The following is a 23,270-nucleotide window of genomic DNA, read 5'->3' as shown; positions in this document are numbered from 1 at the left end:
AATTTGATGTGAATGGCATACCAAACCTTCAAACTTACTAGTATTTCCTAACAAAAACCAATAAATTGCTAATTTTCAGCAAATTTAGGTGCTAGTAAAGAATGCAAGTTAGTCATTCTAGGTAGATTCTGGCTTTGGTATATAGATAATTTAATAAATTTGCTCTTTCCGTATAATTTCGCTATCTAATAAATCAGTGTAATTTCTATTGGTTACCGATCCAATATAAAGTTAAGTTTAATTTGTAATCGATCTATGTAAATAAAACTTGAAGCGTACAGAGTACCCCTATTAATGACTTTGTACAGCCTTTACTACGGTTATTTTGATAACAACAAGTTAGATAAGTAACTGTCAGAAAAAATATGACTTTCCAGAGGTATGTTATGAGAATTCAGCACGTAGTAAAAAACTTGAAACTGTCTACGGCTCTACTAGCAACTATGGCGATCGCAGGTTCCTGTACTGCGGCTCCAGTTCCTAGAGTTACTACCACTTATGAAGGTAGTTCAGAAAACTTTTCCAACCCAGAAAGAGGGTTCTACAAATCGATGGAACCGCTCGATAATAATCCAGCTCCTCCACTACAGCTTTCTGAGCTACAACAAGTTAGGCGCGAAAAATTATCTACAATTCGACGATACTATTTATTATCAGATTTTCGAGATAAACCAATTTCGCAGCCTTATCTTGACATGATATCAAATGATTTAAAAACAGTTAGAAAGGCTGGGATAAAAATGATTGTACGGTTTACCTACAATTGGTTAGGAGGTGGTCCTGATGCTCCATCGAGTCTAATGCTTTCTCATCTCGATCAGTTGAAGCCAATTTTAAGAGCAAACTCTGATGTGATTGCTTACATGGAAGCAGGGTTTATTGGTTACTGGGGAGAATGGCATCATTCAACTCATAACTTTACCGATCATACTACAGGAAAAATTACTAATGATGCTAAAAAAGTAGCGCTAAAGATATTGTCTGTCCTACCAAAAAATCGCATGATGGTTGTACGGACTTTGGGATATAAAAAGCAGATATTTGATAACGATCTTCCTCTTACGTCTGAAGAAGCTTTCAATGGCTCTAATAGAGCGAGAACGGGACACCATAATGATGCTTTTCGCTCTACGAAAAGTGATTGGGGAACGTATAGCGGTAATCTAGAGGTAATGGAGCAAGAAAAAGCATGGCTAAACCTTGATACTAAATATGTAGTACACGGTGGAGAACCTGCTGGACCCAGCGACCCGCCGGAATGGGATGATTGTCCAGGAGCGCTAACTGACTTTGCCAGAATGCACTGGAGTGGAATGACAGTAAATGCTAATGGAAATTATTCAGTACCAGTCTATCAGAGCTGGAGAGAGCAAGGCTGCATGAACGAAATTCAACAGCGCTTAGGCTATCGCTTTCGCTTAATAGATTCAGCTATTGTGGACAAAGTCAAACCTGCTGGTACGTTTTCAATGAGTTTTAGAATTACCAATGATGGCTGGGCTAGCCCCTATAATCCTCGTAGTCTAGAAGTAATTTTGAGGCATCGGGAAACAGGACAACAATACTATATTCCCGTAGCAGAGTCTGTACGTCGGTGGATGCCTGGTGAAACCAAAACAATAGATATAGTATGTGGGATTCCAGCAAACATAAATTCAGGAGAATATCAGGTGTTGTTAAATTTACCTGACCCTGCTCCTAAGTTGTATTCTCGTCCAGAGTACTCGATCAGATTCGCCAATCAAAATGTTTGGGAGCCTTCTACAGGATATAACTCGCTGTTGAGAAGCGTTAACATCAGTCCGAACGTAGCAGGAGAAACATATTCTGGGACTCAAGTGTTTAAACTACGTTAACCGCGATCCCTGAAAAGGGTTTTATTATCAGTTTATCGATTGGATATCGATGGAATATCGCATCAAATCGAGTTCTGTCGATTTATTGATTGAAATAGATCCTAGTTTAAGTTTCATTGTTTTTAAAAAGCAATGTAAATAGTGAGATGGATGGTGGTATAGTGCTAAAGGCATAAGTATATATAAGTTTACACAAATCCATTTGCTATGGCAGCTCAACAGCCAAAGATACCAACGTTGCGTCAAAACTTCTCTTGGACGTTTGTTGGCAACGTTGTTTATGCAGCTTGCCAATGGGGAATGCTAGTCATGCTTGCAAAACTAGGCAGTCCAGAGATATTAGGGCAATTCACTTTAGGATTTGCTCTAACTGCGCCTGTTATTATGTTTACAAACTTGCAATTGCGAACAATTCAGGCAACAGATGCTAAACAACAATATTATTTTGGAGATTACCTCGGATTAAGATTACTTGCAACCGGACTGGCGCTGTTAATTATTATAGGAATCACTTTTATATCTGGGTATCGTTTTGAAACATCGTTGGTAATTTTAGTAGTTGGTTTAGCTAAAGCGTGTGAAGCTATCAGCGATGTATTTTACGGCTTGATTCAGCAACACGAACGAATGGATCGCATTGCCATTTCAATGCTAGTTAAAGGTCCTTTATCACTCTTATTCTTATCTTTTGGAGTTTATTTCACAAAAAGTGCTTTATGGGGAACAGTAGGCTTAGCTGTTGCTTGGGCTATAGTACTATTAGGATACGATATTCGTAGTAGTGCATCACTGTTAAATGGTATCCAATCGAGTCAACAAGACGCAAAAGGTAGAGACTTGAGCGGGGCAAAAGTGCAGCTTCAGCCACGCTGGGATTTGAAAACATTAAAGCAATTAGTATGGCTGTCTCTTCCTCTAGGTTTTGTTATGATGTTGATTTCGCTCAACACTAACATTCCCCGCTATTTTATTGAAAATTACTTAGGAGAAAGAGAGCTGGGCATTTTCGCTGCCATAGCATACTTAATGATGGCAGGAAACATAGTAGTGAGTGCACTAGGAGAGTCTGCTTGTCCGCGATTGGCAAAATATTATGCAGCAGGAAATCGCACTGCTTTTCGCAACCTTTTGTGTACTTTAGCTGGAATTGGCGCTGCTTTAGGCGGTGTTTGTGTCTTAGTAGCTTTTGTGGCTGGAAGACATCTGCTAGCAGTTCTTTACCAACCTGAATATGCTGAGCGGGCAGATTTATTTGTGTGGTTAATGGTAGCGGCAGGTGTAAGTTTTATAGCTTCTTTTTTTGGCTATGGCATGACATCTGCCAGATATTTTCGCGTTCAGATGCCTTTGTTTGTTTTCGTGACAACTATCTCAGCTATAGCCTGTTTGTGGTTAATTCCTAAATTTGGACTGCTGGGAGCAGCATTTGCCTTACTTGTTGCAGCAATTGTTCAAGTAGTGGCTAGTTTAGGTGTGAATATCCACGCACTGTACGCTCTGAAAAAAGAATGTAATTGAAAACTAAAATATACCAACGTAATTTGAGAAATTAAATATGACATTATCCAATCAACGTCCGCTTCGCATTCTACAAGTTGTTGGAGGTATGAATCGCGGTGGTATTGAAACATGGTTAATCAACGTTCTACGCCACATCGATCGCGATCGCTTTCAAATAGACTTTTTAGTTCACACAACTCAGCCGTGCGCTTACGACAACGAAATTCGCGCCTTAGGTAGTCGAATCATTCCCTGCCTGCATTCAAATCAACCGTGGTTGTACGCTCGAAATTTCAAGCAGATTTTACGCGATTATGGTCCGTACGACGTAGTTCACGCTCAACTATATCTTTTTAGTGGTCTGGTACTGTATCTAGCACATCAGGAAAAAGTCTGCACCAGAATAGCACACATGCATCCTCTAACAGACCTCCACGAAAAGCGTTTTCTACGTGCAATTTATCAAAAGATTATGACAAGATTGTTATCAAAGTATGCAACTCACATTATTGCTCCATCAAAAAGTAGTTTAAAGGCTTTTCAAGCTATTTGTAACTGTTTGGGTAAGCATAATGAAATTTTGTACAACGGTATTGAGCTGAGCCAATTCGATCGAGAAGTAGACAAAAGAGCTGTACGCCAAAAATTTAATCTCCCAGTCGATCAGCCTATAGTTATATATGTAGCTCGTTTTACTGCTCATAAAAATCATGCTCAAATTTTGAGAATTGCAGATCGAATGAGCAAGAATGGAGTTAACGTATATTTTGTTATGGTGGGTTCTCATGGCGAACTTTTGAATACACTCAAGGAAAAAGTAGCTGAACGAAATGATATGGCAATGATGGTGGGAGTTGAAGATATTTCCGAACTTTTGAAGACTGCCGATTTGTTCTTTCTGCCGTCACTTGAAGAAGGATTTGGAGTTGTTGCTATAGAAGCTGCTGCTGCTGGGTTACCTGTTGTTGCTACCGACTTACCAACAATTCGTGAAGCATGTTCGCCTAGCCATCACCCTTTTATGTTTCCTCCTAATAATGATGAACTTGCTTGTAAAAATATCTTATCAATACTGGAAAACCAGGAACTGAGAAAACAACTCTCCGCTGATGCTCGAAAATGGGCTAATAACTTTTCTATATTTAGTTCCATCAAACAACTAGCTCATCTATATGAGAATTGCACCCAGTGACTGAAAAATATTTTGGGTTTTCCTTAAGAAGCAATTTTTCAACAGAAGCTCTCGATCGACTTGAAATTTAACAATGAAATTGCTAGTTTTTATAACTATATTTATATCGCATCTATTTGCGGCACGTCCTTTTTACTTGAGGCTGCGTCATGAAGAGATGCCATCCACAATTCATTTTGCTACAATTTCAGTTATTCTCTACTACGATCTCGGGTTAGGGTTAGAAGCATTAAATTTTCCCTATGAAAGCAATTTTTTTCTGCCTTTATTTAATGCAGATGAAAAAATAATATTACAAGCATTTGCTTTAATATTGTTTACTCCCTGGTTGTTCGAGCTTGGTGCTACCTTAACAAATAAATATACCAATTTCGGTATACAAGAACCAAATGCAAGCCTGAATAAAGAAAGACAGAATCTTTTTTACTTTATCACAACCTCGATCTCAATCGCTTTAGCTATTTTTGGATATCGTCAATTTGCTCAAAACCCATCTATTTGGTTTAGCAGGCAGCAAATCGGAGAGGCATTAGGTCCTTTTATTATCCTGTTATACTTTCCCACATGTTTCTTAGGTTTTTATGTGAGATTAACTAACGCTAAGACACAATTTGGATCGTTATATTCATTAGGATTAGCTATAACTAGTATTTTTTCCACTTTTGCAGTAGGTCAGAGGAATACTATATTAGTTCCTTTGCTGGTTCTAACACTATTTCGTACAAAGATAAATCTTACTCGAATTACAGTCTTTGTATGTGTAGCAGTAGTAGCTGCTTCTGCTCTCTTACCGATTTTTAAGTGGCAGTATTCTCATGTTGATGCTTCGATACTAGATTTAGTTGGAGAAACTATTAATGGTGATTTCTCTAGAAGTCCTATTTTGAAGACAGCACTAGAAATGGCAGAACCAGTAGGAACAAATATCATGCCATATCCTCTAGCTGGCTATGTATACGCTTTGCTTTATTATGTACCTCGTTCAATAGTACCGTTTAAAGGTTGGTCTACAGCACAGTATTTTACAAGCGAACTAGCTAGGACACCCGTTGAGGATACTACATGGGGATTTGGTGTTGGTGCAATAGAAGAAATCTTATTAAATACGGGTTTATGGCTGTTAGTACCAGGATTGATCGTGTATGGAATGTGCATGGGTATGTTAGACAAGCTTTCAGGTCGTATACCTTCACTTGTAGTTTCAACCAGGCTTGCAGCTATTTGGCTTTGTGGTTATGACTTGGTATCGTTGTTAGTCACGTTTGGAACTATGGCTATAATTAGTTTTGGATTTCATTACTTATTTGTACAACAGCATATACATCTATCCGAGAATCAGCACGAGCGCAATATGTCATTACGCAAACTTGAATAACTTTTTAGACAAGATTTTTTCACAAGCTTTCAATTCATTTGTGTTTATATTCCCAGTTATATTTGACAGTAAAACGTAATACAATAATTAATGTATATTTAATTTGTGGCTTTGTTCTAGTTTTTGTTGAAATTTAATTTGTAACGGCAAATGAAACCACTTGTAAGTATTGGAATGCCTGTATTCAACTGCGAACAAGTACTGACATCAGCAGTGAATTCGATAGTGAATCAAACCTACCAGAATTGGGAACTCATTCTGATCGATGATGGTTCTAAAGATAAAACTTTAGAAGTGGCAAACAGCTTTAGCGATCCGCGAATTAAAGTCATTTCAGATGGGTTAAACCTAAAGCTTCCTCGTCGTCTGAACCAGGCAATTAGCTTAAGTAAAGGCAAGTATTTTGCTCGAATGGATGGAGATGATATTTCATATCGCGAGCGCCTGCAATTACAAGTAGAATACTTAGAAAAGCATCCAAAAGTTGATGTTTTAGGAACTCAAATTCTCGTATTTGACGGCGAAGGTAATCCTAGAGGAAAGTCGGTTTCAAAAGTTTCTCATGTCGAAATCTGTTCTCGTCCCTGGGCTGGCTTTTCTCTTGCGCATCCAACATGGATGGGTAGAACTGAATGGTTTCGTAAAAACCAGTACAGAACACGGGCTATTAGAATGGAAGATTACGATCTTTTACTCCGCACTTATAATATTAGTTGTTTTGCCTGCCTTCCCAATATCTTACTAGGATATCGTATCGAATCTTTATCATTAAAAAAAATTTTAACTGCTAGGTATAATATCTCAACTGCTTTACTTGAAAAAGCTTTTACCGAGCAAAAATATTTATTCGCTTTTGGAGTAGTAGAACAAGGTTTTAAAGCTTTAGTTGATACATTTGCTATTACTACAAGTTTAAATTTTCAGATACTGCGTCACCGGATTGGAGAAACACTAGACGAATCAGAATTAGTTCAATGGCAGCAAGTCTTTGCAGAGTGCCAGGTTAAATAAAACTGCTGCATGAATGTAAAAAGTTGAAGAAAAATTCAGGTATGCCGTGAAATTCATCTTGCTAAAATTGACATAAGCATGAGTAGAGAAAAGACAACTATCCTAGTGACTGGTGGCTGTGGCTTCATAGGCTCCCACATTGTGGAAGCTCTGGTTAAAGAAGGTTATAAAGTTCGGATTCTTGATAATTTTTCAACTGGTAAACGCGAAAACCTCAGTTCTATTGACTCAAACAATGTTGAGGTTTGCATAGGTGATGTCACGGACTTTTCAGCAGTTAATGCAGCTGTGGAAGGATGTGAGTATGTATTTCACGAAGCAGCTGTTGTGAGCGTTCCTAAAAGCGTTGAAGATCCAGTAGGAACAGGGAAAGTTAACTATGGTGGAACCCTCAATGTTTTAGAAGCAGCTCGCAAACATGGCGTGCGTCGTGCAATTTTTGCAGGAAGTGCTGCGGTATACGGTGACGAACCAACTTTACCAAAACATGAGTCAATGCAAGCTTGTCCTATTACTCCTTATGGTGCAGATAAACTGGCATCAGAAGTCATGGGACATGTTTATGCTCGAAATTTTGGTCTAGAGTTTGTCAGTTTGCGTTACTTTAATGTTTTTGGTTCTCGTCAAGACCCATCCAGCCCATACTCAGGAGCAATCTCTATATTCTGTAATAGAATGCTTCAAGGCAATGCTCCAACAATATACGGAGATGGACTTCAAAGCCGAGATTTCGTTCATGTGTCTGATGTGGTTCGTGCCAACTTGCTAGTGATGCAACACCCAAAAGCAGCAGGAAGAACTGTTAACGTAGGACGAGGGATAGCAACAAACTTATTGGAAATTGTCCAAGCAATTAACGATTTGAGCGGACAACACTTGACACCAATCCATCAAGAGGTTCGCCCTGGAGATATTCGCCACAGCCTTGCCGACAACACGGCGTTGCAAAATTTGGGGTGGACTCCCCAAACGAGTATTCGCACGGGTTTACAAGAGTTATTACAGTCAAATTTTTAGTAGCTCAATTCAATCTTAAAGTCTATATTAAAGATTTTTCTCAACCAAAACCTATTCAAGTTACTAACAGATTTTAGATAATTTCAGTATGAATAAACTATTAATTGTTACCACTGTACCAGCTACGATTGATGCCTTTCTCTTCCCTTATGTTCACTATTTCCGCACTAAAGGCTGGCGAGTGGATGCAATGGCACAAGGCATCTCAACTAATACGAATTGCTTGGAAGCTTTCGATCGCGTCTGGGAAGTAGAATGGTCGCGCAACCCTCTTCAACTTCAAAATCTCATGGTTGCTCCACAACAAATTCGACAAGTGGTAGAGCAAGAAGGATACGATCTAGTTCACGTGCATACTCCAGTAGCGGCTTTTGTGACTCGATATGCTCTCAAGAATTTAAGAAAGCGGGGTCAGCCGAAGGTGATTTACACTGCTCATGGTTTTCACTTTTATCGCGGTGGGAAGCTGTTAAAAAATGCCGCTTTTCTGTCCCTAGAGAAGCTGGCTGGAGCCTGGACAGATTACTTAATAGTTATCAACCGAGAGGATGAAGCAGCCGCCAAGCGATATCAGATTGTTCCTGACGAGCGACTCCGCTATACTCCAGGAATTGGAGTAGATTGCGATCGCTACAGTTCCAAATTTGTTAGCGATTCTGAAATCCAAATGGTACGCCAGGAGTTAGGATTAGCACCGAATGCACCACTTTTTCTATCAATTGCTGAACTAAACCCTGGTAAGCGACATCAAGACATTTTGCAAGCATTGGCACAGCTAAGACGGTCTGACGTACACTTGGCATTGGCTGGAACCGGACCGCAACAGGCAAAATTACAACAGCTAGCATTCCAGTTGGGTATTGCCGAGCAAATACACTTTTTGGGTTATCGTCGTGATATTCCTGCTTTGATTCGTGCTTCAGTAGCTACAGTACTTGCTTCTGAGCGGGAAGGACTACCGAGGAGCATTATGGAGTCATTGTGTCTGGAAACTCCGGCGATCGGCACGAAAATTCGCGGTATCCAAGATCTACTTGCAGAAGGCTGCGGTCTTTTGGTCAAGGTTGGGGATGTAAAGGGATTGACTGAAGCTATGGCTCACATACTCGATCGCCCCGAAGAAGTCAAGCTTATGGGTCAACGGGGTAAAGAACGGATGAATGAGTACGAGCTGCAAAAAATTATCGAAATGTACGAACAACTGTATGCTGAAGCATTAGGGCAAAAAATTGTCGAAGTTAAGACCCCTGCTTGATCGGGCGCGATCGCATATAAATTTCGCCGCCTAATCCCGCCGCTACCGTACCGATCGCACCCACGATCGCACCCTTTAAGCCATAAAATCCTACAACTAACGCGATCGCGAGCGTTATTCCCATATACGTAGCGGCAACCCGTCCATGCGACCAACCAGATTGCTGTAGTCTTTGATATAGATGACTGCGATGTGCTTGAAAAATATTTTCTCGCTTTAAGAGGCGACGCACGATCGTATAAATTGCATCTCCTACCAGTGGGAGAGTTACAGCCAAGGCTGACCAAGCCTGTACTGCGCTATCGCCAGCATTGAGTAAAGCGATCGCTACTGTAGCACCTAAAACAGTACTACCTGCATCGCCCATAAAGATCTTGGCTGGCGACCAGTTCCACCACAGAAAGCCTACGAGCGCTGCTACAAGAAACCACAACAGGGGTTGATGTAGGTAAAAGGCAAAAAAACCTAATTGAATCGCACTCGTTCCAGCTACGATTCCATCTAACCCATCCATAAAGTTGTAGAAGTTGACGATCGCTGTCATACCAATTGCAGTGAGAACAATTGCTACGATACTCCCGACAACTCCAAACTGCGACAGCCAAGGCTGAGGAAAAGCACCAAAATAAGTCACTGCAACTCCAGCAGCAGCCAACTGAACCAAATAACGAATGCCTGCGGGAACGTTACTGCGATCGTCAATAATTCCGACAATAGCTAGTGGAATTAGTATTAACCAGACGATTACTAAATTAAGATTTAATGGTACGTCTGCAAACAGATGAACATAGTTATTTCCCATAGCAATCGCACTCGTAATGGCGAAGGCAATAATAAATCCTAAGCCGCCACCACGGGGAGTAGGCTGGGTGTGAGAACTGCGCTCGTTCGGAATATCTAGTAAGCTCTGCCGAAAGCGCTGTCTAATCAAATTCACGGTCAGGAAACTAATTCCAAAGCTGAAGACCGACAACACGATCGAAGGCATGGTAGTCATATTCTGTAAAGAAGAACCATTAAAGCATATTTGCTGTATGTCAAGTTGGCGATCGCAGCATTTGTGCTAAACCTGCATCAACTGTAAAGGGGGGTTGCCAGTTCAGAGTCTTCTGAATGTAACTGCTATCAATTGCTAAACTTCCTAGCAGGCGATCGATAGTCGATGTGTTGAGAGGCAATTGTTTTTTACTAACATTCTGTACGGTATCGCCTAATTTTCCTCCCAGTTGCAACCAACTTGGAGGAACTGACAGCATGTTACATGGGTGCTTTAAGTTGACGGCAATTTTTTGAATTAATTCTGGTGTGGAAAGATCCTCTCCATCGCTGACTAAAAATGTTTGATTTGCTGCTTGGGGATGGTTCAGGGTAGAGGCGATCGCATCTACTAAATTTCCCACATAAATTAAACTGCGACGATTTTTAACTGCACCAAATGGCAGTGGTAAACCTGTTTGAACGAGTTTAATTAACCGTTCCATATTACCAGGATTTCCCGCACCATAAACTAGAGGCGGACGTAAAATTGTCCAAGTCATAGCACTTTGACTAGCAAGCTGTACTATGGCTTGTTCTGCTTGCAGTTTGCTGCGACCGTAGGGCGTATCTGGTTGACAGGGCGAACTTTCCGTGAGGGGGCGATCGCTACTTGAGGTCATTGCTCCAATCGAACTTACGAATACGAACCGCTTCACCCCTGCGGCGATCGATTGCTTGACTAGATTGACCGTTCCCTCGGTATTGACACTCAAAAACTCTGCTTCTGGATCGGACGCTTTATCTTGAAGAATATGGGCGCGTGCTGCTAGGTGAACGACTATATCTATACCCTTTAAAGCCGAATGCCAATCAGTATTACTGTCAATATTACCAACTTTTACGGCTGTAACGTTGGCTGGCAGTCGTGCAGAATCGTTTCGTACAGCTGCCACAATCTGCAATTTCTCTTGCAGCAGTCTGGGTAGCAAATGGCTAGCAACAAAGCCAGTGGCTCCAGTAACCAAAATCGCGTTCATACTGAGTCCCGTCATTTACGGCGATAGCACAATCCATCAGGTAACAGAGTACTATTTTTTACTTAAAAAACTGTAATATAAGAAAAACTCTGTTACAGTTCGGACAGAAGAAATCATACCTAATTATTTATTTCGTCTACTCAAGTAAATCTGCTGTTATTTATGCGCAGGCTCAAGCAGTTAAGCCGATTAGTTAAATTGTTGCTCGATCGCTTTGTTGCCGCGATCGCGCTGATCGTCTTGTCTCCTATAGTTATTTGTGTTGCGATCGCCATTCACTTTCGCATGGGTTCTCCAGTTATTTTCACTCAACCCCGTCCAGGTAAAGACGGTAATATTTTCAACTTTTACAAGTTTCGTACCATGACCGACGAGCAAGACACACAAGGAAACTTACTTCCTGACGAACAGCGCCTGACGACTTTCGGTCAATTTCTGCGGCAAACTAGCCTTGACGAACTGCCCCAACTGTGGAACGTTCTCAAAGGCGACATGAGTTTCATTGGTCCCCGCCCCTTATTGGTAAAGTATCTCGACCGTTATACTACAGAACAAGCTCGCCGTCATGAAGTGAAACCAGGCATTACGGGTTTGGCTCAAATCAATGGTCGCAACGCCATCACTTGGGAAGAGAAATTTGTCCTCGACGTTTGGTATGTCGATAACTGGAGTTTGTGGCTGGATTTAAAAATTTTATTTCTGACCGTGTTTAAAGTTCTGCAACAAGAGGGAATTAATCAAGAAGGTTACACCACATCAGAAGAATTCAAAGGTCCAGGAAATAAGTTGTCATCCTAATGATTAGACAATTATAAGGAGCGATCGCAAATGGAAACTTGTGCCTTCCGGCTTTCGGAAGAACAGCTAGCGCTTCTACCAACAGAAGCAGATATTGCTTTCTACGAAGAACATGGCTGGTATATTTCAAAACAGATACTCCCAGATGAACTGCTCGACACAGCAATTTTAGGTAGTGAAAGATACTATCGTGGAGAGCGAGACACTCCACTGCTCGGAAAAAATGCTTATAGTGACTGGCAACCGGAAGATAAAAGCTTCATTCGGAATAACGAATTTGTTTCCTTACAAAACAAGCAACTCCACGAACTAGGCTTTTATCCAATTATTGCAGCGATCGCAGCGCGTTTATCCAGAACAAAAAGAATTCGACTGTTCGCTGATTCGCTGCTGTGTAAGCTACCGACAATTAAGGATAGTCATAACGGAGTGGTAGGCTGGCACACCGATAAAGCATACTGGTCTACTTGCAGTTCCGACAAATTGCTCACCGCCTGGATTCCTTTTCAGAACTGTGACGAATCCCTCGGTCCATTGATTGTCATTGATGGTAGCCACAAGTGGAAAGATACTCATTTGATGAAGAATTTTTTCGACCCGAACTTGAATGAGTTGGAAGAAAAGTTTCGTCAGCAAGGAAAACAAATTACAAAAGTGCCAATGACCTTACAAAAAGGTCAAGTTAGCTTTCATCACTGTCTGACAATACATGGTAGCTCTCCCAATTACAGTGACTCTTTGCGGCTAGCAATGGCAGTTCATATGCAAGACGACGGCAACCATTATCGACCTTTTTGGAATCAGAAAGGGGAACAAATTCATATCGGCTACGAAGCCTTATGTCGCAAATTGCATAACGGTCATCCTGATTTTAGCGATCCAGCAGTGTTTCCCATACTTTGGTCGGAGATAGAGACTTAATCGCGCAGATAGGATATCAGTTCTGATATGGCACGGTCGTAGCTCTGGTAACTTTTGCACAAACATGAACATTCAAATCATCGATCCACAAGACCCCTTGTGGCATAAAGTTCTGCAACAGCTCCGCCATGATGTTTATCATCTACCTGAGTACATCGGCATTGAGTCAAACAGAACTGAAACAATGGCTAATGCTTTTTTGGTTACTGATAGTGATAAAATTTTCTTCGTACCTTATTTACTACGTCAGTGTAATGATGTAATACCACAAGAATTGCTCGAAGAAGAATGCTTTGATATTGTCTCTCCCTATGGCTATCCGGGCATTTTGTTGAGTGAAGCAGCGGCAAATACGCCAAAGTTTGTAGATTTTGCTCTGCATGAGTTGAAGTACTTTTTGCAGAAAAACGACGTATGTTCGGCTTTTTTGCGATTGCATCCCCTTTTGAGCGATCGCTTCAAGGAGATTTTTCCCTCAGAATATTTAACTGATAGTGGAAAAACTGTATCCATAAATCTTACTCTCTCTGAATCGGAAATTTGGGCGCACACAAGAAAAGGACATCAAAGCACTATTAATAAGTGCAAGCGACTAGGTTTCACTGGCAAAATGGTCGAGTTTAGGCAATATATTGACGAATTTATTGCTATTTACGAAGAGACAATGAATCGAGTCAATGCTAGGCAATTTTATTACTTTAGCCGCGCTTACTTTGAGGATTTATTGTCACTAGGAGAGAACATTCATTTAGGTATCGTAGAAGTCGATAACGAAATCGCATGTGCTAGCTTATTTTTTGAATGTTATGGTATTGTTCAAGCTCATTTGGGAGGAACGAAAACCAAATATTTACACCAATCCCCTTTTAATTTTCTCTTACATTACGTGCGCCTTTGGGCTAAAGAGCGTGGGAATGAATTTCTACATATAGGAGGCGGAGTGGGGGGTTCGACTACAGACAGCCTCTATACTTTCAAGTCAGGGTTTTCCAGGCAGAAACACGATTTTCTGACTTTAAAACTAATTACAAACGAAGAAAAGTACTATCATCTAGTCAATTTACGGGCGAAAGTCTTAAATACTCAAGCTGAAGCACTACTTAGCTCAGACTTTTTTCCTGTCTATCGTTCTTACAGTTAAAGCACAGTTCAAAGACTCATGCTCGATCTTCAGGTTATCAAACCACATGACCCATTATGGTCTCAGACATTACAAAAACTCAGGCATGATATTTATCATTTACCAGAATATCTCAAGCTTGAGGCAATTAGAACTCAAACTATTCCAGAAGCAATTTTAATTACTCAAGAGGACAAAATATTTCTTATTCCTTACTTAATACGTAGCTGTCAGGACTTATATCAAAACGCTCCACACCATGAAGAAATATTTGATGCAATCTCTCCCTACGGTTATCCTGGAATTTTGCTGAGTGATGCAGCATTTGGACAAGGAGAATTTTTAAATTTAGCCGTATCTTATTTGGCGAAGGTATTGCGATCGAAAAACATCTGTTCGGCGTTCTTTCGCCTACACCCCATACTCAATTACGGCTTTGAACAAATCTTACCTCCTCAAATTTGTCAAATAACTGGAGAGACTGTATCTATAAATCTCATGCTTTCTGAAGCAGAAATTTGGCAGCAAACTCGTTCTGAACATCGCACTCATATCAATCGCTGTAGACGTGCTGGATTTACCGCTAAGATAGTAAGGTACGAAGATTACATAAAAGACTTTATTTCTATCTATGAAGAAACAATGAATCGCGTAACTGCGAAGCCAATGTATTATTTTGGCTATGATTATTTTACCGAGCTAGCTAATCTACATGAAAACATTCACCTTGGTATTGTAGAATTCGATAACCAAATTGTTTGTGCTGGCATCTTCACAGAAATTTGTGGGATAGTGCAATACCATTTAGGAGGGACTAAAACCGATTTCCTCAAACAATCTCCCAGCAAACTCTTATTCGATCGCGTGCGGTTCTGGGCTAAGGAACGGGGTAACAAAATTTTTCAACTAGGGGGTGGTGTTGGAGGTACCAAAGATAGCTTACACCACTTTAAAGCGGGTTTTTCTAAACTGAAGCATAATTTTTTGACATTGCGTTCGATCGCAGATGCAGATAAGTATCAATATTTAGTAGAGCTACAAGCGAAGAAACTGAATGTTGAATCCGAACAACTACTTAAGACAAGTTTCTTTCCAGCGTATCGTTCCTCTCAAATTTAAAAAAATCGAAAGGAGAAATTTATTTATGCTCGACAATAAGAAAATTTATCAATCTACTGAAGAATTTAATACTTGGGCATATGGAAAAGGTCTAAAATTTGAAGAAAAGTATTTAATTGATAACTACTTAGATAAACATTTAAAGACAGTAGAAGCAGGGACAGCAGGAGGTAGAATTTTACTAGAGATGAGAAGGATGGGCTTTACTTCTCTCATAGGTTACGATTATGTACCTGAATTTATTGAGCAAGCAAAGCAAAAAGATCCTTCAAGCGAAATTACTTTTGAAGTAGAAGATGCCACCAAACTAAGTTATGTCGATGATAGCTTTGCTCAGATCTTATATCTCCAACAAATCATCAGCTCTATAGATGGAGACCAAGCAAAGCTAAAAGCTTTTGAAGAGGCATATCGTATTCTAAAACCAGGTGGTACAGCACTATTTTCATTTCTTTGCTTTGAAGTGAGAGCGCAGACTTTAATCTACAAACCGTATTTAGTCTATTTACGTATTTTGCGTAGCTTGCAGGCTAAAAGTCTTTCTCTTCAGTATCTGCCTTGGCTTAAATTAGGAGGAAAGTGGAATCTTTCTGCTTTACTAGATCGCGAACCTTACGTGTATTGGTATAGACCACAAGAAGTAGAACGACTATTGAAAACTGTTGGTTTTGAAGTCACTGCTGTTGGTTCTTCTGCCCAAATTGAAGGAGATAGTATGTGTACAAGCGTAGAAGAATTAGCAAGACAACCTTTAGCAGGTGGTTTATATTTCGTTTGTACAAAATAAAGTTTATATTTGTTTGAACTTAATCGTTGAAGCTAAGACATAAATCAGTCAAATGTAACTGCTTTTTCAAATGCAAGTTCAAGATTTAGCGTGACTAAAATTCTCTATTGGCAACGAATAAATATGACTATCTGAGAAAAAAGTCCAAGCTCTTAGCCGTGTAAAAAAGCTTACATTTAAATCGGTTTAAATTATACATATCAATACTAACACAACAAATAATACGAGAAGTTAAGTATAGCGATAAAATAACTTTATTGTTAAAATGGAATAATATTTTTTGCAACAAATAGTAATATTACTATTAAAATGATTAAACCGATCCTGCTTTCTATTCCTCATATGAGCGGGGAAGAGATTGAGTATGTCAAAGAAGCATTTGATACGAATTGGATTGCTCCCGTTGGTCCCCATTTAGAAGCTTTTGAACAAGAATTTTGTCATGTAATTGGTGTCAATCATGCTGCTGCTGTAGTATCTGGCACGGCGGCTTTACACCTAGCCTTGCAGTTAGTTGGAGTGGAGTCTGGAGATGAGGTATTTTGCTCGACACTCACTTTTGCGGCTTCAGCCAACCCCATCGTCTATTTAGGTGCAAAACCTGTCTTCATTGACAGCGATCGCACTTCGTGGAATATGAACCCCGAATTGTTACAAGCAGCCTTGGACAAACGGGCGCGGTTAGGTAAATTACCTAAAGCCGTAGTTGTCGTTCACCTATACGGTCAAAGTGCTGACATTGACCCGATTTTAGCAGCCTGCAACCGCTACGAAGTAGCGTTGATTGAAGATGCAGCTGAATCTCTAGGAGCAACTTACAAGGGGCGATCGCCCGGAAGTTTCGGTAAAATTGGCATTTTTTCTTTTAACGGTAATAAAATCATTACGACATCTGGAGGTGGAATGTTGGTTTCCAACGAGCCAGAAATTGTCATCAAAGCCAGATTTCTCTCCACTCAAGCACGCGATCCAGCGCCCCACTACCAACACTCAGAAATCGGTTACAACTATCGGCTGAGCAATGTATTGGCGGGAATTGGTCGAGGTCAATTGCAAGTCCTGGAGCAACGGGTACAAGCTAGAAGGCGTAACTTTGAAGTTTATCGGCAAGCTTTGGGCGAATTGCCAGGAATCTCATTTATGCCAGAAGCGAGTTACGGTCGCGCCACGCGCTGGTTGAGCTGCATGACAATCAATCCTCATATTTTCGGTGCAGATAGAGAACAAGTCCGTAAAATCCTCGCTCAGCAGCACATTGAGACTCGCCCAGTTTGGAAACCACTTCACCTCCAACCTGCTTTTGCCCAATACGAGACAGTTGGAGGTGAGGTAGCGGAAGAGCTGTTTGCTTGCGGTCTGTGCCTTCCCTCTGGCTCTAATTTAACCAACGAGGATTTAGAGCGAGTCGTAGGGGCGATCGCTAAAATTTGCTCTGTTGGGATCGAAATGAACTGAGTGGTTACCAATTCAATCGAACCAGAAAAACCTCATCTCTTTTTGCTAATGCTCAGAGGAGAATGACTTTCCGCTAATGCTACATTATCATCTTCTTCCGACTGGCTAGAACGATAATAGTAGTATTGTTCGCTATCGGGATTAAATCCATTCACTACCTGACCGAGGACATGTTGCCCTGACTTTTCTAGAAATTCTTTAGCACGGATAGCAGCAGCAGTATCTACCACCCCAGGTCGAACAACTAATAAAACTCCATCGGTCATTTTACCCAAAATTGCTGCATCAGCAGCCGCATTTAAAGCAGGAGTATCAATAATTGTGTAGTCGTAATTGGCTGAAAAAACAGTAACTAGAGATGCCATCCTTTGAGAATCCAGTAATGCCATTGGATTCGGTGGAATCACTCCAGAAGTTAGGATGTGAAGATTAGCCGTAATCTTTTTGATCGCTGTTTTTGGTTCGGTCTGACCCACAATGATATTACTTAAACCCAAGTGATTTGGTAATTCCCAGATTTCATGCTGCAAGGGACGATACATATCTGCATCAACTAACAATACCTTACGCCCCATTTGAGCGATAGTGACAGCTAAATTTGCCGCAACTGTTGATTTTCCTTCTTTAGGAACGGAACTCGTAACGACAATTGCTTTGAGCTGTTTATCAGAATTCAGAAATTTCAAATTAGCTTGCAGCATTCGATATGCTTGGCTGAAAGGCGATCGCGGTGACTCTTGCACTAAAATTTCTGGTGTAGCTCTTTCTAGGGAGCGATCGCGCAAGAAAATGTTCTCAGATTTTTTCAAGGCTGGAATTATCCCCAGTAAGGTATAGCCAAATATTTTTCTAGCTTCCTCAACGCTTCTGAGCGATTTATCTAGTTTTTCTAATATTAAACCAGTAGCAGCCGCTAATATTCCACCCAGCATAATTCCTGTCACCAGATATAACATTTTGCGGGGAGCAACCGCTTCTTCTGGTGGTATGGCTGCTGAAATGACGCGAGCATTACCTATATTCTGATTTTCCGCAATCCGAATTTCTTGTAATTTTTGCTGTAGTAATAAATAGGTAGATTGAGCTGTTTGAATTTTTCGTTCTAACGCCCGCTGCAATTGTTCTAACTGAGGTAACCGATCGAGTCTTTCTCTATAAGAAGATTGAACGTTTGAGATTGCTGCTATTTGGCTAGATAAACCCAAACGTCTTGCTTCTGCCCTCACAAACTCTTCTGTCAGTTTTTGATCGAATTCACTATTTTGTAAGCTATTTCCTCTAAGAAGTTTTTGTTCTCCTACCACTTGTTTTAAGCGTTGTTTGAGTAACTGCTCTAAACTTGCTTTCTTTTGCTTGAGGGAGACGACATTAGGAAAATCTGCCTGAAAGCGGCTCTGTTCCACCGCTAGCTGCGATTCTATTTGTTGGATCTCTTTCAAAATACCTTGAACGGCTGGAAATTGACTTACACTAGTTACCGCTCCGGCGCTATTTAAAGTTTCTCCTAATTGCTGTTTCAGCAGTTCAGATTGAGCTTTTGCATCTGCCAAACCAGCATTAGCATTCGCAGCTTGGCGTTGCATATCGGCAATAATTGCTACTGCCGCTCTTTTTTCTTCATTTAGATCGACAACTTTATTCTGCTCTTGAAATTGACGTAACTCTGACTCGCTTTGACGCAAACTTGTTTCCGCCCTGGGCAACTGTTTTTGCACAAACTCTCTCGCAGAAACGGCTTCAGAGCGATTAGCAAGTAAGTTATTTTCTAAATAAATACCCATTAAAGTATTGACTACTGTTGCAGCTTTGTTTGGATCTGCATCCCTATAAGTAATTTGCAACACGTCCGTTTTTTTCACGTCTGTCACGTCTAGTTTTTTAAGAAATTGTTCGGGTTTAAGAGTTTTACCCGATTCATCCTTCAACTCCAACCGCGTAATCGTTTTTTTAATAATAGGCAGAGAACGTATAATTTCCGCTTCTGTATCTACAGGATTATTTTGCTCTTGTAATGGCTGCAATTCACCTATACCCTTACCCACTTCAGGTAAATACGAAGAACTAGGGCTATTTTTTCTAAATAGTAACTTTCCTTCTGCTTCATATATTGGCTTTTGCAAAGCTAAGCTTATACCTGTCAGTGCGACAACTACTCCAAACACGATTGATAGTGGTAAGTAATGTCGTTTGAGTAACAGCCAATATTGCTGTAATTTGACACTAGATTCTGTGGACTCAGGAAGTGACATGAGCGCGCTATAACTTTATGACAAAATTTAACAAATAGATATCGTATTCAATACTACCTTGAATAATGTTGTTGTAAACACCTTCTCCTCAATTCTTCTACATCGATTATTATTTTACGACAAAATTTTATCGCGAAACAATGTTTATTCATAAATCGATAGCTATAGATTGCATGAAATCGGAGCTAGGGAGAGCCAGATAAACGACGTTGCCAATCAGCATCGATTTGCGCCGGATTTTGGCTTTCTTGTTCTAATAAATCGCTATCAGTCGAGTAGACTACATCGTCTTTAGTAATCGTAGATCGAGCAGCAAACTGACTTGCATAAGCAATTTTTTGCTGTAAGACTAAATCGGAGCTAGCTAGCAGATTTGCTCTTGCTTGCCGTCTCTGATTCCGATCGCTGATTTTACGATTGCGCCTCTGCACCCAAAAATATCTTACCAGAGGTAGAAGCAAAAAACCTACGCCGTATGCAAGCAGCAACCCATAAACTCCCTGCACGAAGGCAACCAGTCCACCGAGCTGAGCTGCTGCTAACCCATCTGCGAGTAAATTCCCCAATACTAGCAACCCAACAAAATTCAACGCGCCCAAGCCAATACCGAGCATAATTTGCCCAGAGCTAGCTGCACTGAAACGATAGGGTAACTCTTGCAAAAATGCTGGTACACGTCTAGATTGTTGCTGAGTCGCACTAACTTGCAACTCTGGAAAATGGTAAACGAGATGCCCTTCTGGACTAACAAGTGGTTGACCGTTGAATCTGGTCAGCACGGGCAGCATATAATCTTCGTACTCCTGGGCATATCCCTCGCCTAAGTCGTCAAGATAGGGAGCAATTTGTTCTGCCGTTACTACACCTCGATTGTTACGAATTGTAGCGGCAATCAGCGAGAAGCGTTTATCTTCTAGATCGATATTGGGATTACCATCACCAAAGAGAAACGAGAATATCGCTTCTAAAAAATTCAAATTGCTGGTTTCCCGTCTCCGCTGTCGATAGCGGGTGTCGTAATCTGGATAGAATACCCAAAACCAATCTGGACCAATCCAAAAGTAAGGCATGTAGAACCCACCACCGCCGCGATCGCCGCGATCGTCTCCATCCCGATTTGTCGCTGTAATAATAATTGCGATCGTGAGGAAGACTAGCACGATTGAGACAAGCAAAACAATGCCAAACGAAATCCGAATCAGGTAAAATAGGACTTTCCAAATTTTTTGCCACCATTCTTGCAAGCGCAACCGCCAGTATTTGTTGCGTAAAACTCCCCGCAAATTCTGCGGAAACTGGTAGGCGATTTCACCTGAGTTAGCTACCTGCATGTGTCCGCCGACATCACTTGCTAGAGCAAGTAATCCCTGTTGAGCTTGACCGACATCTAACCCGATCTGAGCTGCTACGTCTCCCACCGTGACGCGATATCCCAATTGTTCCACAGCTTGCACGATCGCGGGATTTGGAATCATACACTACCCTCGATTGCCATTCCTACCTTCTCTCAGTATAGAGTTCTATTTCGGGATGAGGAGCAATTAGCAAGTCGCAAGTCGCGATGAATTCCGAATTCCGAGTTCTCACCGCGCGCCACTTATTGCAAATGGCTAGCGATCGGTCACTATTAATTTGGATCGATAACTAAAAGAAACGAAACACCTATTTGACGATCGATTTTTTTCACTCGATCTAATCTTCCCCAGGTATTTCGTTTCTCAAACTACTTTCCATTTGAGGTATATAGACAATTTAATCCAACAATAACTCTGCGTCCAGACTTGAATTCCAGTTAACCTAAATCTTTATAAAAAATTTACTATATCAGGAAACTATTATTTACCGCTAGAAATTGCACCATTGAAATATTTATTGAGCGATCGCCGCGATCGCAATATTCGATCTCATGCTCGCAAATCAGGAATTCTGCTGATAGTTACCTATTAAACTTGGTATGAATTATTGCATTTCACACTGAAAAACATGTTTCATTCGTTTGCTAAATGCTGGGATAAATACCTTCAACTCTATCTTACCAAAGGACTACCATGATGGTGTATTAAATACCACTTGCCAGCCATCTTCTCGAAGATATTTGTAGCGATTGATTCAGCCTTGATGGTTTTGTTACTACTAGCTTGTAGCACGCGCTCAAATAACACGATATAAGCAGTCGTATCGCGAACTTCTGTATTAATAATTTCGATTTCAATTTCTAAATATTTGGTATTTTTGAAAATGACTTCCCAAGAGTCGCGAATTTGCTTCCAACCGCGCAAGGCGTTCCGCCCAGGATGAATGCAAAGGCTGGCAGTTCCCTGCGACCAAACTTGACTCATAGCTTCTAGATTTTTCTTCTCAAAAGCACGGTAAAAATTTTCATTGACTGCCAAAACCTCAGCTTCTACGTCTGTCATTCTTTACTCCTCTACTCCTGTACGGGCGGGCTTATCTAAAATTTCTGTTAGTCAGGAAGTCTATCGGTGAACCCGCCCCTACAACTCCCCACTCCCTAATTAACGTCGGTACTCGTCGCCGCAATCGCCGATTAACCGTAACAGATCTCGCGATCGTGCCAATACAGCTTCGATTTGACCCGTATCGTCTGCATCTAAAGTAAGTGCAAACACCTTAGCATTATCTGCGACGTGTTCCGATATCCCTAACCGCGTGCCAACGATCGCCCCTGCGACTGTCGGGCGATCGAGAACGTAACGGACTGCAACATTAGCAATGCTGACATCGTGCTTAGCTGCTATTTGTTTTAAAACAGCTAAAAGCTCTTGGAACAGATTCCAACCACCCCATGCATCTACCATGTTTTTATATTTTCGCAGGGAAGCTGTGTTTAACGCCGTACCTCGCGGTTCTGCTTGTTCTAAATATTTTTCTGACAGCAATCCGCCGCAAAGCGTACCGTAAGCTAAAAGTTGAATATTATGCTCTTGACAAAACGGAATCATCTTCATTAGAGGGCGGCGATCGACCAGCGAGAACTGCACCTGGTTAGAAACGATCTTAATGCCTGCTTCTGAGATGATTTTCAACCGTTCCGTGTCAAAATTTGTGAGTGCTAAGTGCTTGATTTTCCCTTCTTGCTGGAGTTCTGCTAGATAAGTTAATGCATCTATGTAGTTTTTATCTCTGTATTCCCACCAGTGGAATTGTAGCAAGTCTAGCGTCTCTACTCTCATTCGAGCTAGGGAGCGATCGATATTTTGCTCGACGACTCGCCGCGTCATCTTTGCTGGTCTGGGAACCCATTTGGTAAATGCTTGTAGGTTAGAAAGCGCCTCTTTACCCCGCGTAGCGATCGCTTGACGGCGAAACTCACCGATGAAGTCTTCAGCCGGTCCGTAGTGGTCTGCTAAGTCCCAAGTAGTGAAACCAGCATCTATATAATCAAACATAGTGGCGATCGCTTGTTTTGGCTGGATCGCTCCATGCGCCCCCGATACTTGCCACATGCCATTGAGTACGCGGCAGATATTCAAATCTGGGGTAAATTGCCACCGACTAGATTCTGGTAATTGCATTTTGCTACACTTACTGTCCTATTTCACAAGGTAGCAGGAGTTTGGTAATTGGTGAGTGGCTGGT

Annotated in this window: 19 protein-coding genes; 13 read left to right on the top strand and 6 right to left on the bottom strand. The window is 41.1% G+C overall.

Annotation, left to right across the window (positions count from 1 at the left end):
* Positions 1–386 precede the first annotated feature (386 nt).
* The 7 genes from CHRO_RS05955 (at position 387) to CHRO_RS05925 (ending at position 9,206) form a co-directional block, all read left to right on the top strand.
* Complete coding sequence (locus CHRO_RS05955; RefSeq protein WP_015153284.1) at positions 387–1,856, top strand: DUF4832 domain-containing protein; 1,470 nt, start codon at positions 387–389, stop codon at positions 1,854–1,856.
* A 207-nt stretch (positions 1,857–2,063) separates the two neighbouring features.
* Positions 2,064–3,374 (top strand): oligosaccharide flippase family protein, encoded by a 1,311-nt coding sequence (locus CHRO_RS05950; protein ID WP_015153282.1) that lies wholly within the window; start codon positions 2,064–2,066, stop codon positions 3,372–3,374.
* A gap of 37 nt (positions 3,375–3,411) precedes the next feature.
* On the top strand, positions 3,412–4,548 hold the full coding sequence (locus tag CHRO_RS05945; RefSeq protein WP_015153281.1) for a glycosyltransferase: 1,137 nt from the start codon (positions 3,412–3,414) through the stop codon (positions 4,546–4,548).
* Between the two features lie 73 nt (positions 4,549–4,621).
* Positions 4,622–5,923, top strand: coding sequence for a hypothetical protein (locus CHRO_RS05940; protein ID WP_015153280.1), 1,302 nt, complete (start codon positions 4,622–4,624; stop codon positions 5,921–5,923).
* A gap of 150 nt (positions 5,924–6,073) precedes the next feature.
* Positions 6,074–6,934, top strand: a complete 861-nt coding sequence (locus tag CHRO_RS05935; protein ID WP_015153279.1) for a glycosyltransferase family 2 protein — start codon at positions 6,074–6,076, stop codon at positions 6,932–6,934.
* Between the two features lie 78 nt (positions 6,935–7,012).
* Positions 7,013–7,951, top strand: coding sequence for an SDR family NAD(P)-dependent oxidoreductase (locus CHRO_RS05930; protein WP_015153278.1), 939 nt, complete (start codon positions 7,013–7,015; stop codon positions 7,949–7,951).
* Between the two features lie 88 nt (positions 7,952–8,039).
* Positions 8,040–9,206, top strand: coding sequence for a glycosyltransferase family 4 protein (locus CHRO_RS05925; protein ID WP_015153277.1), 1,167 nt, complete (start codon positions 8,040–8,042; stop codon positions 9,204–9,206).
* Here the strand turns inward: CHRO_RS05925 and CHRO_RS05920 are convergent.
* The gene (locus tag CHRO_RS05920; RefSeq protein ID WP_015153276.1) at positions 9,190–10,203 is read right to left on the bottom strand and encodes an MraY family glycosyltransferase; all 1,014 of its coding nucleotides are present in this window, start codon (positions 10,201–10,203) and stop codon (positions 9,190–9,192) included. The genes CHRO_RS05925 and CHRO_RS05920 overlap by 17 nt on opposite strands.
* 40 nt (positions 10,204–10,243) lie before the next feature.
* Positions 10,244–11,221 (bottom strand): NAD-dependent epimerase/dehydratase family protein, encoded by a 978-nt coding sequence (locus tag CHRO_RS05915; RefSeq protein WP_015153275.1) that lies wholly within the window; start codon positions 11,219–11,221, stop codon positions 10,244–10,246.
* Positions 11,222–11,383: 162 nt separating this feature from the next.
* Between CHRO_RS05915 and CHRO_RS05910 the strand changes: the two genes are divergently transcribed.
* From CHRO_RS05910 to CHRO_RS05885, 6 genes are all read left to right on the top strand, one after another.
* On the top strand, positions 11,384–12,019 hold the full coding sequence (locus CHRO_RS05910) for a sugar transferase (protein ID WP_015153274.1): 636 nt from the start codon (positions 11,384–11,386) through the stop codon (positions 12,017–12,019).
* A gap of 30 nt (positions 12,020–12,049) precedes the next feature.
* A complete protein-coding gene (locus tag CHRO_RS05905; RefSeq protein WP_015153273.1) occupies positions 12,050–12,940 on the top strand; it encodes a phytanoyl-CoA dioxygenase family protein in 891 nt (296 codons plus the stop codon).
* Positions 12,941–13,004: 64 nt separating this feature from the next.
* Positions 13,005–14,081, top strand: coding sequence for a GNAT family N-acetyltransferase (locus CHRO_RS05900; RefSeq protein ID WP_015153272.1), 1,077 nt, complete (start codon positions 13,005–13,007; stop codon positions 14,079–14,081).
* An 18-nt stretch (positions 14,082–14,099) separates the two neighbouring features.
* Positions 14,100–15,179, top strand: a complete 1,080-nt coding sequence (locus tag CHRO_RS05895) for a GNAT family N-acetyltransferase (RefSeq protein WP_015153271.1) — start codon at positions 14,100–14,102, stop codon at positions 15,177–15,179.
* Between the two features lie 25 nt (positions 15,180–15,204).
* Positions 15,205–15,966, top strand: coding sequence for a class I SAM-dependent methyltransferase (locus tag CHRO_RS05890; RefSeq protein ID WP_015153270.1), 762 nt, complete (start codon positions 15,205–15,207; stop codon positions 15,964–15,966).
* A gap of 309 nt (positions 15,967–16,275) precedes the next feature.
* Positions 16,276–17,421, top strand: a complete 1,146-nt coding sequence (locus CHRO_RS05885) for a DegT/DnrJ/EryC1/StrS family aminotransferase (protein WP_015153269.1) — start codon at positions 16,276–16,278, stop codon at positions 17,419–17,421.
* 32 nt (positions 17,422–17,453) lie between these two features.
* Here CHRO_RS05885 and CHRO_RS05880 read toward each other — a convergent pair whose 3' ends face one another.
* The 4 genes from CHRO_RS05880 to CHRO_RS05865 form a co-directional block, all read right to left on the bottom strand.
* Complete coding sequence (locus tag CHRO_RS05880) at positions 17,454–19,670, bottom strand: GumC family protein (RefSeq protein WP_015153268.1); 2,217 nt, start codon at positions 19,668–19,670, stop codon at positions 17,454–17,456.
* A 185-nt stretch (positions 19,671–19,855) separates the two neighbouring features.
* A complete protein-coding gene (locus tag CHRO_RS05875) occupies positions 19,856–21,145 on the bottom strand; it encodes a hypothetical protein (protein ID WP_015153267.1) in 1,290 nt (429 codons plus the stop codon).
* A gap of 552 nt (positions 21,146–21,697) precedes the next feature.
* Entirely contained in the window at positions 21,698–22,087 is a 390-nt protein-coding gene (locus tag CHRO_RS05870; RefSeq protein ID WP_015153266.1) for a nuclear transport factor 2 family protein, read from the bottom strand.
* A gap of 99 nt (positions 22,088–22,186) precedes the next feature.
* Positions 22,187–23,206, bottom strand: coding sequence for an aldo/keto reductase (locus CHRO_RS05865; RefSeq protein ID WP_015153265.1), 1,020 nt, complete (start codon positions 23,204–23,206; stop codon positions 22,187–22,189).
* Positions 23,207–23,270: the final 64 nt, after the last annotated feature.

The organism is Chroococcidiopsis thermalis PCC 7203, assembly GCF_000317125.1.
Classification (GTDB): Bacteria; Cyanobacteriota; Cyanobacteriia; order Cyanobacteriales; family Chroococcidiopsidaceae; genus Chroococcidiopsis; species Chroococcidiopsis thermalis.
Note: the sequence above shows the minus strand (reverse complement) of the source record. Positions and strands in the feature narration are given on the sequence as shown.

Bases quoted from the DNA above. Each gene is read 5' to 3' on its own strand.
- CHRO_RS05915 (WP_015153275.1), bottom strand. From the start codon at position 11,221: ATGAACGCGATTTTGGTTACTGGAGCCACTGGCTTTGTTGCTAGCCAT.
- CHRO_RS05925 (WP_015153277.1), top strand. From the start codon at position 8,040: ATGAATAAACTATTAATTGTTACCACTGTACCAGCTACGATTGATGCC.
- CHRO_RS05955 (WP_015153284.1), top strand. From the start codon at position 387: ATGAGAATTCAGCACGTAGTAAAAAACTTGAAACTGTCTACGGCTCTA.
- CHRO_RS05895 (WP_015153271.1), top strand. From the start codon at position 14,100: ATGCTCGATCTTCAGGTTATCAAACCACATGACCCATTATGGTCTCAG.
- CHRO_RS05870 (WP_015153266.1), bottom strand. From the start codon at position 22,087: ATGACAGACGTAGAAGCTGAGGTTTTGGCAGTCAATGAAAATTTTTAC.
- CHRO_RS05945 (WP_015153281.1), top strand. From the start codon at position 3,412: ATGACATTATCCAATCAACGTCCGCTTCGCATTCTACAAGTTGTTGGA.
- CHRO_RS05935 (WP_015153279.1), top strand. From the start codon at position 6,074: ATGAAACCACTTGTAAGTATTGGAATGCCTGTATTCAACTGCGAACAA.
- CHRO_RS05910 (WP_015153274.1), top strand. From the start codon at position 11,384: ATGCGCAGGCTCAAGCAGTTAAGCCGATTAGTTAAATTGTTGCTCGAT.
- CHRO_RS05900 (WP_015153272.1), top strand. From the start codon at position 13,005: ATGAACATTCAAATCATCGATCCACAAGACCCCTTGTGGCATAAAGTT.
- CHRO_RS05875 (WP_015153267.1), bottom strand. From the start codon at position 21,145: ATGATTCCAAATCCCGCGATCGTGCAAGCTGTGGAACAATTGGGATAT.
- CHRO_RS05940 (WP_015153280.1), top strand. From the start codon at position 4,622: ATGAAATTGCTAGTTTTTATAACTATATTTATATCGCATCTATTTGCG.
- CHRO_RS05930 (WP_015153278.1), top strand. From the start codon at position 7,013: ATGAGTAGAGAAAAGACAACTATCCTAGTGACTGGTGGCTGTGGCTTC.
- CHRO_RS05885 (WP_015153269.1), top strand. From the start codon at position 16,276: ATGATTAAACCGATCCTGCTTTCTATTCCTCATATGAGCGGGGAAGAG.
- CHRO_RS05890 (WP_015153270.1), top strand. From the start codon at position 15,205: ATGCTCGACAATAAGAAAATTTATCAATCTACTGAAGAATTTAATACT.
- CHRO_RS05865 (WP_015153265.1), bottom strand. From the start codon at position 23,206: ATGCAATTACCAGAATCTAGTCGGTGGCAATTTACCCCAGATTTGAAT.
- CHRO_RS05880 (WP_015153268.1), bottom strand. From the start codon at position 19,670: ATGTCACTTCCTGAGTCCACAGAATCTAGTGTCAAATTACAGCAATAT.
- CHRO_RS05950 (WP_015153282.1), top strand. From the start codon at position 2,064: ATGGCAGCTCAACAGCCAAAGATACCAACGTTGCGTCAAAACTTCTCT.
- CHRO_RS05905 (WP_015153273.1), top strand. From the start codon at position 12,050: ATGGAAACTTGTGCCTTCCGGCTTTCGGAAGAACAGCTAGCGCTTCTA.
- CHRO_RS05920 (WP_015153276.1), bottom strand. From the start codon at position 10,203: ATGACTACCATGCCTTCGATCGTGTTGTCGGTCTTCAGCTTTGGAATT.